Origin of the sequence: Sulfurihydrogenibium sp. (assembly GCF_027448985.1) — a bacterium.
In the GTDB taxonomy this organism is placed as follows: Bacteria; Aquificota; Aquificia; order Aquificales; family Hydrogenothermaceae; genus Sulfurihydrogenibium.
The window spans coordinates 1-12,658 of record NZ_DAIDMN010000041.1 but is presented as its reverse complement, the minus strand read 5'-3'; the positions used below and the strand labels follow the sequence as shown (position 1 = coordinate 12,658).

The window sequence follows — 12,658 nt, the reverse complement described above, 5'->3', positions numbered from 1 at the left end:
TTTCATTTTATCTACCTCCTATTTTGTTTGATTATTTTATCAAGGTAGATGCTCATTGTCTATATGAACCTATACAACTTTTCAAGCGAAAAACTACAAAAACTTTAATCTTGCTTACCTTCATGAACGATGGTTTTAAAGTTTTTAATCTATGAAATAGAAAAAAACAAAACAAGTGTACTTATTACACTTTTTAGTTTGATTATATTAGGAGCTTTATACTACCTTTTCCCTACATATTTGCAAAAAATAAACGACATAGTTGTAAGAAAAGATTTAGAAAAAGAAACGGTTATCGCAAAAAATATTATTGAAAAGATTACAGATGATACTCAAGAACCTTTGATTTCAAAAATAACTAACGATAAAGTCTATAAAGACTATACCCGGTTGTTAGAAATTTTAAACACTCCAAATACTCAGTACGTTTACATTCTTTATGAGAATGGTGGAAGGTTTTACATAACATTAGACGCATCAAAAGAAGATAGGATGAAACCCTTAGAAATACTTGAACCTTTAGAATCGGAACTGCCAGTTATGAATAACGCTTTAAAAACAAATCAACCACAGTACAAAATTCATGAAAATATCTCAACATTGGGACTAACTCTCTACATTCCATTTAAAGATAAAAAAGGATTAACATACATACTGGTTATTGATTACACCATAGAAAAAATAAAAGAAATTGAATCGTTAATCAAAACTTTAAGAAATACTGTACTGATAACTATTTTAGTAATCGTTGGTCTTAGTGTAGCAGCATTGATTGGAATATTAAAAACACTTTACTATAAAAAAAGAAGCCTTACTGATAAACTTACAGGTGTTTACAACAGAAACTATCTGGAAGAGATAGATAATAGAAAAAATATACAAGATTATGTAGTTTTGTTGGTTGATATAGACTTTTTCAAAAAAATAAACGATACATACGGTCATCATGTGGGAGATGAAGTTTTAAAAACCGTTTCCAGCAGTATAAAGAGTATTTTAAGAGATGATGATGTTGTTATAAGGTATGGTGGCGAAGAGTTTTTAATTTTAGTAAAAAAATACAGAAATGCAGATAAATTAATGTACATAAACATCGCTGAGAGGATAAGACAACGGATTGAAGGTTTAAAAATTAAAATAAACGAAAGAGACTATATAAAAACCACACTGTCCATAGGTGTCTTTTTAGATACAGATAAAGTAAAAAATCTCCATGAAGCGATAAAAAAAGCGGATGTTTCACTCTACAAAGCAAAAAGTAAAGGAAGAAACCGGATAGAGATTTACGATGAAGAGATAAAATCTTCAGAAAAAGCAATAAAAGTGTCCGAAATAAAAGATGCTATAGAAGAAAGGAGACTTTTATGTTTATACCAACCAATAGTTTCATTAAAAGACGGTAAAACATCTCATTACGAAGCTTTGGTAAGAATTAAGGATAGAGAAGGTAATATAGTACCACCTTACAAATTTTTAAACATAATTGAAAATACATTCTTATACTCTCAGTTAACAAAAGAGGTTATAGAGTACAACTTAGATATTTTGAAAAAGTATCCGGATATAAAAGTCAGCATAAACCTAAAACCATCTGACATTTTAAATAGGTCAACGGTGGATATACTTTTAGACATCTCTAAACAGGACGCTACAGTAAAAAAGATGATGCTTGAAATAGTTGAAACAGAAGACGTTTTAGCTTACGATGAAATTTTAAAAACTATAAAAGAGCTAAAAGAATCCGGATACACAATCTGTCTTGATGATTTTGGAAGTGGATACTCAAACTTTGTGTACCTATTAAGACTGAATATAGATTATCTAAAAATAGACGCAAACCTTATTAAAAACATAACAACCGATAGAGTATCCTTAGAAGTCGTTAAAATGATAAACGAATTCTGCCAAAAAATGAATATAAAAACCGTTGCAGAGTATGTAAAAAACGAAGAAATTTTAAAGATAGTTCAATCTATAGGAATAGATTACGGTCAAGGCTACTACTTCTCTAAACCAAAACCAATGGAAAATTTTTTACCATAACCGTAAAAAAATTATTGACTTAGTAGAATAAATCAAGCAAACAATAGGATTTTGTATTAAAATATTTAATTACCAAAAATTTTTGAGGTGGTAAAATTGTCTGAAATTTTAGAAAAAGATGCCTGTGGTGTAGGATTTTTAGCAAATATAAAAGGAATAAAATCCCATAAAATTCTCCACGATGCTCTTGAATCTCTTTCAAACCTTGACCATAGAGGTGCTGTTAGTGCAGATGGAAAGACTGGAGATGGAGCCGGAATATTAACCCAAATTCCGTATAAATTTTTTCAAAAACAGCTGAGAAAAATAGGTATTGATACTCCTTCCGTAGAAGATTTTGCTGTTGGTGTTTTCTTTCTCCCAAAAGGAAAAGAAGAGACTATCAAAAAAGATATAGAAAATATAGTAAATCAAAAATTTAAATTCCTTGGTTGGAGAGAGGTTCCTATAAATGAAAGTGAAGTAGGAGAAATAGCAAAAAGAACTCAGCCGACTATTCTCCAAGGTTTTATCTCAAAAGAGGGGATAAAAACGGAAAACTTTGAAAAAGATTTATTTATACTAAGAAAAAAATTAGAAAAACTTGCACAAAATCCGGATTACAAAGATTTTTACATTCCTTCTTTATCATCAAAAACAATCGTTTATAAAGGATTAATAACAGCTCCAAAATTGAGAGATTTTTACTACGACCTTCAAGATGAAGATTATGAAACAGCTTTTGCAATATTCCATCAAAGATACTCAACCAACACATTTCCAAACTGGAAATTAGCACATCCCTTTAGAATGCTTGCCCACAACGGTGAGATAAACACAATATCAGCAAACAGAAACTGGCTTAAAGCAAAAGAGCAGGATATAAGGGAAGTTTGGGGAGATTTAGCTGATGTTATACTACCAATAACAAATGACACAGATAGCGATTCAGCTTCCTTAGACAATGCGGTAGAATTTTTAGTTCACTCTGGAAAAGATATTCTTACAGCTATAAATGTTTTAGTTCCACGAGCATGGGAGAACGACGATAGACTTACACCAGAAGAAAGAGCATTTTATGAGTACTTTGCATGTATCTTTGAAAGCTGGGATGGTCCGGCAGCGATTGCATTTACTGACGGAAAAATAATAGGTGGAAAATTAGACAGAAATGGACTAAGACCTGCAAGATACATAATCACAAACGACACAATCCTTATGGCATCTGAAGTTGGAGTTATAGAGTTTCCGGAAGAAGAAGTTGTACTAAAAGGAAGACTTGGTCCAGGAGATAAAATAGCGTTGGACCTTGAAAGTGGAAAAATCTACTTTTCGGAAGAGATAGTAGATTTACTTATAAAAGACAAAAAGTATAAAGAGTGGGTAGAGTCAAACATTGTTCCATTCATTCCTGCAAAGGAAATTCCGGAAGTTGAATACAAAGACGTTTTAAAAGAACTTATCACTTTTGGCTATGACAAAGATGAGATAAACATGGTTGTTAGAGAAATGGCTCTAAAAGGAGCGGAGCCTACTTACTCAATGGGTAACGACACCCCCATATCCGTATTATCAAGAAGACCAAAGATGCTTGCATCTTACTTTAAGCAAAGATTTGCCCAAGTCACAAACCCACCTATAGACCCAATAAGAGAAAAAAAAGTAATGTCTTTAAAAACTTATGTAGGAAAGAAAGAAAACTTTTTACTTGAAACCCCGAAACATGCAAACCAGATAGTGTTTGATAGTCCCATCATATTTGATAACGAGATGCAGGAGCTTATAAAAACGTATCCGGAAAAAGTCCAGATAATACCTACAATATTTCCACCATACGAAACGGCTTTGGAACCAACTTTAGATGAGATTTGCCAAAGAGTGGAAGAGGTTGTAGACAACGGCAAAGAGATAATAATCCTTTCCGATAGAGATGTATCAATAGAAGGGGCTCCTATCCCTATGGGTCTTGTAGTTGGAGCTGTCAACACTTATATGGCAAGAAAAGGAAAAAGAAGTAGATTCAGTATAATTGCAGATTCAGGAGAAGTCAGAGACACTCATTCTATCGCATTTTTGATAGGTTACGGTGCAACGTTAGTAAATCCTTATATGGCAGTTCAGATTATAAGAAATCTTGTAGAAGAAGATAAAAAATTTGAGATAACCTTTGAAGAAGCTGTTAAAAACTATAAAAAAGCTATAAACGAAGGTTTACTGAAAATAATGTCAAAAATGGGTATTGCAACTATAAAAAGTTATAGAGGTTCCGGTTTGTTTGAAGCTCTTGGTATCTCACAAGAAGTTATAGATAAATGTTTCCCTGGAACAGTTTCAAAACTCGATGGTATTGGATTTGTAGAGATAGCAAGAGAAACCTTAGCAAGATTTAATCCTGCATTTTCTGGAGAGATGAAAGAACTACCTGTAGGTGGTGAGTACAGACATAGAAGAGAAGGTGGAGAATTCCACTCTTGGAATCCAAAAGCTCTAACATCTCTCCATAGAGCTGTAAGGCAAATCAAACTTGAAGAGTACAAAGCATTTACAGAGCTTGCTTACGCAGAAAAACCTGTAGAACTAAGAGACTTATTACAGATATCATCAGATAGACCACCTATTCCAATAGAAGAAGTAGAGCCTATAGAATCCATAATGAAAAGATTCGTTGGTGCCGGAATGTCTGTTGGTGCCTTAAGTAGAGAAGCTCATGAAACGATAGCCGAAGCTCTAAACACAATAGGAGGTAAATCAAACTCTGGAGAAGGTGGAGAAGACCCAGCAAGATACGGCACAATTAAAAACAGTAAGATAAAGCAAGTAGCATCCGGAAGATTTGGAGTAACGCCGGAATATCTCATATCAGCAGAAGAGATAGAGATAAAGATAGCTCAAGGAGCAAAACCGGGAGAAGGTGGACAACTACCTGGTAAAAAGGTAGATACTTATATAGCATTTTTAAGACATGCAAAACCTGGAATCACTCTGATTTCTCCACCACCACACCACGATATATACTCTATAGAAGACCTTGCTCAGCTTATATACGACCTTAAAATGATAAATCCAAAAGCCAAAATAATTGTTAAACTTGTATCAGAAAGTGGAATAGGTGTAGTTGCATCCGGAGTAGCAAAAGCTTTTGCAGACATAATCCATATATCTGGACACGATGGAGGAACAGGTGCATCTCCTTTATCATCTATCAAAAACGCAGGAACGATATGGGAGCTTGGACTTCCGGAAGTTCATAAAGCTTTGATAGATAACGATTTAAGGTCAAGAGTAAAACTTAGAGTAGATGGAGGAATAAAAACAGGAAGAGACATTATAATAGGAGCACTCCTTGGAGCGGAGGAGTTTGGTTTTGGAACAGCCCTTATGATAGCGGAAGGTTGTGTAATGGCAAGACAGTGCCATCTAAACACCTGTCCGGTAGGTATCACAACCCAAGATAAAAGATTAAGAGAAAAATTCCCCGGAAAACCTGAACATATAATAAATTACCTTAAATTTGTAGCTCAGGAAGTAAGACAGTATTTGGCAGATATGGGATACAGAAGCCTTGATGAGATAGTAGGAAGGACAGACCTTTTAAAACCTATAGTTCCACACGACCACTACAAAGCTAAAAAGATAAAGTTTGACCATGTAATAATAGACTATGACCCATCAAAACCAAGAAAGTCCATGCAAGAGTCTAATCCTATTCCGGATTCAAAACAACCTTTTGACCTTGAAATATTAAAGGATGTTTTACCAGCGATAGAAAAAGACCAAAACTTTTCCGGATTCTACATTTTGAGAAATACATACAGGTCCTTTGGAACAAGAATAGCCTACGAAATAGCCAAGAGATACGGAGACAAAGGACTAAGAACCGGTAAAATAGAACTAAATCTCCATGGAACAGCAGGACAAAGCTTTGGAGCTTTCTGTGTTCACGGTATGATACTTTCTCTAACCGGACAAGCAAACGATTACGTAGGAAAAGGAATGGCAGGTGGATTGATAATAATAAAACCACCTAAGGAGTTTAGAGGAGAAAGTCATAAAAACGTTATAGCAGGAAACACAATCCTTTACGGAGCAACAGGTGGACAAGTGTTCATCAGTGGAAAAGTGGGAGAGAGATTTGCAGTTAGAAATAGTGGAGCTGTAGCGGTAGTTGAAGGAGTAGGAGACCACGGCTGTGAATACATGACAGATGGTATAGTTATGATTTTAGGAGAAATAGGAGTAAACTTTGGAGCCGGAATGACCGGTGGAGTTGCCTACATATACGCTCCAGATGAAGATATTAACAGAAAAATAAACAAATCATACGTAGAAGTTTTACCTCTTGAAGAAGAAGATATAGACCAAATAGAAAGATTACTGACAAAACACAAATCCTACACCGACAGTAAAATAGCGGAAAAAATACTATACAACTTCAAACAAGAGATAGACAACTTTGTAAAAGTCGTTCCAATAGAAGTCAAAAAACCATCAGACGAAACAGACGAAGTAGAGGTTAAAAAGTGATAAATATGGTAAAAAAATCCTATCTTTTAATACTTTTAACATTAACATTTTTTGTTATAGGATGCTTTGGAGATAAAAAGGAAAGAGTTAAAACAGACTTACCACAAGCCACAGTAGTAAGAGTGATAGACGGAGACACTATAGTTGTTAATCTAAACGGTATGGAAGAAAAAGTTAGACTCATAGGAGTGGATACCCCAGAAAGTAGAGTGAACAAAAGAGCAGAAATTCAATCAAAAGAAGGTCTTGGAGATACTCAAACAGTTGTAGAACTTGGGAAAAAAGCAAAAGAGTTTACAGCATCACTTGTAAAACCAGGTGATAAAGTCTATTTAGAGTTTGACGTACAACAGAGAGACAAATACGGAAGACTACTTGCATACGTTTACTTACAAGATGGAAGAATGCTGAATAAAGAGATTATATGTAACGGTTATGCTATGCCTTTAACGGTTCCACCAAATGTAAAATACGAGGAAGAATTCAGAAAATGTTATAAAGAAGCAAGAGAAAAAGGATTAGGTTTATGGAAAGAGTAGAGTCAAATAAAGATAAAAAAAGCTTCAAACACATAGTTGAAACCATCGTTTTTATATTTGTAGTTGTATCCTTAGTCAGAGTATTTTTAGTTCAAGCCTTTAACATACCATCGGGTTCTATGAAACCAACCTTATTGGTAGGTGATTTTATCTTGGTTAATAAACTGGTTTATGGAAACTGGGATATAGGGATTCCTTTTACAAACGTTACTTTTTACCATCACAACAACAGATTAGCAAAAATAGACAGAGGAGATGTGATTGTATTTAAATATCCGGAAGACCCTTCCATAGACTTTATAAAAAGAGTTGTAGGCTTACCAGGGGATGTAGTAGAAGTAAAAAATGACATCGTTTACATAAACGGTAAACCTTTGAAAAGAGTAGAAGATGGATACTACGAGGAAGAAAATGAAAAAGTAAAAAGATACAGAGAATACACAGTAAGGTCCGACGGTAAGGAGTACTCTTATACCATTATGGAGATAGAAGATGGAATAGGTCCAGACTTTGGACCAGTAAAAGTTCCGCCAAACAGTTATTTTGTGATGGGGGACAACAGAGATAACTCAAAAGACAGTAGATTTTGGGGATTCGTACCAGATGATTACGTAATAGGACAGGCATTTGTAATATACTTTTCAATAGACTTAAAAAAGCCATCAATAAGAATCAGTAGGCTTGGAAAGGTTATATACTGATGGATGAGAATCTCAAATCTTTGATAAGCAGATTGAGAAAAAATCCAGATGTTTAAAGTTGCCAAAAAAGATAAAAATATTTATATTTAAAGTTAAAAAAGAGATTCAAAGAGGAAAAATGGAAACACTTTTAGATATGTTTATAGAGGAAGGAATAGGAAAGGGTCTTAAAATAGGAATTGAAAAAGGATTACAGCAAGGTAGATTGAACACGTCAAGAGAGCTCGTTATAGATGCAATAGAAGCAAAATTTGGAAATGTACCAGAAAAGATTCTAAAGAAAATATACAGTATAAATGATGTTGATAATTTAAAAAATCTGCATAGACAAATTATACTTACAGATTCAGTTGAAAAATTAAATAGAATATTAGAGGAAATGTAGAATGATTCTAATAAAAAACGGATACGTAATAGACCCAGAAAATAGTTTAGAAGGAAATTTTGATATACTGATAGAAAAAGGTATCATTACAAAAGTAGAGCCGGATATTCAACCTTTTGCCGGATGTGAGATTATAGATGCATCAGAAAAAATCGTATGTCCGTCCTTTGTTGATTTACACGTTCATTTCAGAGACCCAGGACAGACCTATAAAGAGGACATAGAATCCGGAAGCAAAGCAGCGGTAGCAGGAGGATACACAACAGTTGTTTGTATGCCTAACACACAGCCAGCCTTAGACGATGTTCCACTGATAAGATACGTAATAGAAAAAGGGAAAGAAGTAGGATTGTGTAGAGTACTACCTGCTGGTGCTATAACAAAAGGTAGGAAAGGAAAAGAACTTACAGAAATGGCTTTATTAAAAGATGCTGGGGCTGTTTACTTTACTGATGATGGTGCTCCAGTAATGGACTCATTCATAATGCGAAAAGCAATGGAGTACGCAGGTTCTCTTGGTACCTTTGTAGCGGACCACTGTGAAGATTTAAATCTATCTCAAAACGGAGTAGCCCACGAAGGAGAGATTGCAGCTGCACTTGGACTTCCACCACTACCACCGGAAGCGGAAGATACGATGGTTGCAAGAAATTGTATATTATCACTTCAAACAGGAATGCCGGTCCACATTTGCCATATTTCCTCAAAATTATCAGTTGAGATAGTTGCATGGGCAAAGGCTATGGGAGCAAAAGTTACAGCAGAAGTAACACCTCATCACCTTTACCTTACAGACGAGGAATTTTTAGACTTTTCTTGTGTAGCAAAAGTTTCTCCACCTTTAAGAACCCATGAAGACATAGAAGCAACCAGATGGGGACTTGCAAGCGGTGTTATAGACTATGTAGCAACGGACCACGCACCACATGCCCATTACGAAAAAATGCAAGACTTACAAGCTTGTCCTCCAGGAATGATAGGATTACAGTTTGCCTTACCGATTGTTTTAGAATTAGTCAAAAAAGATTACATTGACCTAACAAGACTTGTAGAAGTGATGTCAACTAATCCGGCTAAAAAGATAGGTTTAAAACCTCCACAGATAAAAGTTGGTGAAGTAGCTGAGTTGACTATATTTGACCCATTTGAAACATGGGAAGTAAATGAACAAACAATACTCTCAAAAAGTAAAAATACTCCACTCTTTGGAAGAAAGTTAACTGGAAAAGTAAAGTACACTTTTTATAACGGTAAAATTGTTTATAAGGATTAAAAATGGTTCAAAAGATTTACGAAATAATGAAAGATATTTACGACCCTGAGATACCTCTTGATATTGTAAACCTTGGATTAATAAAAAGTATTAATATTAACAACGATGAAGTGAATATAACAATGACACTAACATCTCCAAACTGTCCTTTAGCTGATTTAATAACAGAAAATATTAGAAATAAACTTTTAAAAGAGTTAGAAAATATAAAAAAGGTAAATATAAATCTTGATTTTACAAAAGTATGGACAACTCAAGAAATCTCTCCCGAGGGAAAAGAAAAACTAAAAAAACTCGGTTGGAATGTTTAGGCCTTTTTAAGAAATTCTACGTTTATTGTTTTTTCTCCAACTTTTTCAAACATTACTTTCGCGTTTTTACCTGATATTGATTTTACTACTCCTTTTCCAAAAATTTCGTGTTTTACCAGCATTCCAACTTTGATATCATCATCAAATGTAGGTTTATATTTGTCTTCCTTTTTAGTGTAGGTTGGTACGTTAGATGAAGGTTTTTTGATGTTGGAAGGGAGTTTTATGTGTTTTTCTATATCTTTCAGAAATTGAGATGGCTTTGTTGTTAATGGTTTGTTGCTAAAACTTCTTCTTTCTTTTGAGTATGTTAAAAACAGTCTTTCTTTTGCTCTTGTTACCGCAACGTAAAAAAGTCTTCTTTCCTCTTCCATCTGTGTTGGGTCGTCAAAAGCTCTTCCTGATGGGAATATTCCCTCTTCTAAGCCTGCAACAAACACGGTGTTGAATTCAAGTCCTTTTGCTGCGTGAACCGTCATTATCTTTACTTTATTACTGTCTTGAATACTGTCCTGAGCTTGAGATAGTGATGTTTCTTCTAAAAACTCTGTTAGTGTTTTTCCGGATTTTTCTACCTCTTCAAGAGCAACTATAAGTTCATTTATGTTTGCCAACCTGTCTTCCCAATCTTTTTCATACTCTTTTTGTAGGTATTCTTCATAACCTATTTTTTCAACTATATATTTTGCTGTTTGTGCTGGATTATTATTTGCATTTTCTATAACATAGTCCATCAAATCTAAATACTCTTGAATCTTTATCTTTGTTTTTTGGTTGAATTTATCAAAACTTTCTTTTAAAGCTTCAAGCCAGTTATCTTTGTAGTTGTTTTTTATGTACTCTAAACCTTTTTCTCCAATTCCTCTTGAAGGAGTTGTTATAGACCTTTCAAAACTTGCATAATCTTTTGGATTTAAAGCAAGTCTTAAATAAACCAGAATATCTTTTATTTCAGCTCTTTCATAGAATTTAAGACCACCTACTATCTGGTAGGGAATACCGTACAACATCATAGATTCTTCTAAATTCCTTGTTAAAAACGACATTCTAACTAAAACTGCAAACTCCTTATATGGTGTAGAGTTAGAAAGCTCTTTTATTTTTTTTGCTATAAACGAAGCTTCTTCTTTTTCATTTAAGAGAGGAACTAACTTTATCTCTTCTCCGTCCTCTTTTTCAGTCCAGAGGGTTAATAGTTTTGCTTTCCATTTTCCTTTTGATTTTGATATAACAGCGTTTGCTGCATCTAATATTTTTCTTGTGCTTCTGTAATTTCTTTCAAGTTTTATTATCTTTGTGTTTGGAAAATCTTTTTCAAAGTCTAATATATTCTCCGGATGGGCTCCTCTCCAGGTGTATATACATTGAGCAGGGTCTCCTACAACTGTAATTGTAGACTTATTTCCTACAAGTAATTTTAGAAGTTGATGTTGAATTTTGTTTGTGTCTTGGTATTCATCTACGAGGATGTAATCAAACTTGTTTTGCCATTTTTGCAATATATCCGGATAATTTTTCAATATCTTAACAGATTTTACTAAAAGGTCATCAAAATCAAAGGCATTGCTATTTTTAAGCTCTTCTTCGTACTTTTGATAGATGTTTTTTATTTGAGGATTACTAAAAGATATTAGGTCAAGGTATTCATCCGGATTTTCTTCTTGTTTTATCTTGGATATCTGTTCTTTTAGTTTATCAGGTTTTAAAAGCTCTTCGTTTAGATTTAAATCTTTTAAAACTTTTTTAATGAGTTTTTTACTGTCATCTTCATCGTAGATAACAAAATTCCTGTTGTATCCTACATTTTCAGCTTCAAATCTTAAAAGTTTTGCTGCAAAGCTGTGGAAGGTCATTATCCATTGGGGTCTTTCTCCAAGGGCTTTTTCAACCCTTTCCTTCATCTCTTCGGCAGCTTTGTTTGTAAATGTGATTGCTAGTATTCTGTGAAGTGGAATGTTAAAATTTTTGACTAAGTACATTATTTTATGGGTTATCACTTTAGTTTTTCCAGAGCCGGCACCTGCAAGAACTAAGAGAGGACTATCAAAGTGTAGAACCGCTTCTTTTTGTCTTTCGTTTAAACTTTCTAAAATTGGGTCATTTAGCAAACTCTGTTCCTCTGTTTTCCATGTATAAATGCATCTATGTTTAGATATATCTCTTTTACTAATGTTTGGCGAGCTTCAATACTTGTCCATGCTATATGAGGTGTTATTAAAAGTCTATCTTTATTTTTTATTTGCAATAAAGGGTTATCTAGATTCATTGGCTCTTTTTCTAAGACGTCAAGACCAGCTGCAGCTATTAATCCTTCATCAAGAGCTTTTGCTAAATCTTCTTCGTTTACTATTCCACCTCTTCCAAGGTTGAGTAAAATTGCTGTTTTTTTCATGAGTTTTAATTTTTCATATGTAATAAGGTTTTTTGTATACTCATTGAGTGGTGCGTGGATAGATACAATATCTGATATGGAAAGTAGTTCATCTAAAGCTTTGTGAGGGTATTTTTGAGCTGTATTTTTTCCGGAAGTTGAGTAGTAAATCACATCACAGCCAAAACTTTCTGCTATTTGGGCGACTTTTTTTCCTATTGTGCCAAGCCCTATAATTCCCCATGTTTTTCCGTATATTTCCCAAAAAGGTTTTCCTATATGAGTAAATATGGGACTTTTTGCATACCCTCCGGATTTTACGTACTCATCGTAATACCTTAAATGTTCAAGAAGATAAAATAGCATTCCAAAAGTGTGCTGAACTACGCTGTTTGTCGAGTATCCGGCTACGTTGGTTACAGCTATACCTTTTTGTTTTGCATAGTTTATATCTATATGTTAAAAACAGTCTTTCTTTTGCTCTTGTTACCGCAACGTAAAAAAGTCTTCTTTCCTCTTCCATCTGTGTTGG

General features: G+C 34.0%; 8 protein-coding genes and 1 pseudogene. 7 read left to right on the top strand and 2 right to left on the bottom strand.

Annotation, left to right across the window (positions count from 1 at the left end):
- Nucleotides 1-129: 129 nt before the first annotated feature.
- The 7 genes from NE054_RS04805 to NE054_RS04775 all read left to right on the top strand — a co-directional run bounded on the left by NE054_RS04805 (nucleotide 130) and on the right by NE054_RS04775 (nucleotide 9,755).
- Nucleotides 130-2,043, top strand: a complete 1,914-nt coding sequence (locus NE054_RS04805; RefSeq protein WP_297889229.1) for a bifunctional diguanylate cyclase/phosphodiesterase — start codon at nucleotides 130-132, stop codon at nucleotides 2,041-2,043.
- Between the two features lie 96 nt (nucleotides 2,044-2,139).
- Nucleotides 2,140-6,546 (top strand): glutamate synthase large subunit, encoded by a 4,407-nt coding sequence (gltB, locus tag NE054_RS04800; protein WP_297889227.1) that lies wholly within the window; start codon nucleotides 2,140-2,142, stop codon nucleotides 6,544-6,546.
- A gap of 5 nt (nucleotides 6,547-6,551) precedes the next feature.
- The gene (locus tag NE054_RS04795) at nucleotides 6,552-7,085 is read left to right on the top strand and encodes a thermonuclease family protein (protein ID WP_297889233.1); all 534 of its coding nucleotides are present in this window, start codon (nucleotides 6,552-6,554) and stop codon (nucleotides 7,083-7,085) included.
- Nucleotides 7,073-7,786, top strand: coding sequence for a signal peptidase I (gene lepB, locus NE054_RS04790; protein WP_297889224.1), 714 nt, complete (start codon nucleotides 7,073-7,075; stop codon nucleotides 7,784-7,786). Before NE054_RS04795 ends, lepB begins: the two co-directional genes overlap by 13 nt.
- Before the next feature lie 118 nt (nucleotides 7,787-7,904).
- Nucleotides 7,905-8,171 (top strand): hypothetical protein, encoded by a 267-nt coding sequence (locus NE054_RS04785; protein WP_297889221.1) that lies wholly within the window; start codon nucleotides 7,905-7,907, stop codon nucleotides 8,169-8,171.
- A 1-nt stretch (nucleotide 8,172) separates the two neighbouring features.
- A complete protein-coding gene (locus NE054_RS04780; RefSeq protein ID WP_297889218.1) occupies nucleotides 8,173-9,444 on the top strand; it encodes a dihydroorotase in 1,272 nt (423 codons plus the stop codon).
- Nucleotides 9,445-9,446: 2 nt separating this feature from the next.
- Nucleotides 9,447-9,755, top strand: coding sequence for a metal-sulfur cluster assembly factor (locus NE054_RS04775; RefSeq protein WP_297889215.1), 309 nt, complete (start codon nucleotides 9,447-9,449; stop codon nucleotides 9,753-9,755).
- On the opposite strand, the gene NE054_RS04770 is transcribed toward NE054_RS04775, so the two are convergent.
- Both NE054_RS04770 and NE054_RS04765 read right to left on the bottom strand, forming a co-directional pair.
- The gene (locus NE054_RS04770) at nucleotides 9,752-11,863 is read right to left on the bottom strand and encodes a UvrD-helicase domain-containing protein (RefSeq protein ID WP_297889213.1); all 2,112 of its coding nucleotides are present in this window, start codon (nucleotides 11,861-11,863) and stop codon (nucleotides 9,752-9,754) included. The genes NE054_RS04775 and NE054_RS04770 overlap by 4 nt on opposite strands.
- Nucleotides 11,857-12,585 (bottom strand): annotated as a pseudogene (locus NE054_RS04765) (D-2-hydroxyacid dehydrogenase); the annotation flags it as partial. The pseudogene NE054_RS04765 and the gene NE054_RS04770, both read right to left, overlap by 7 nt.
- Between the last annotated feature and the right edge of the window lie 73 nt (nucleotides 12,586-12,658).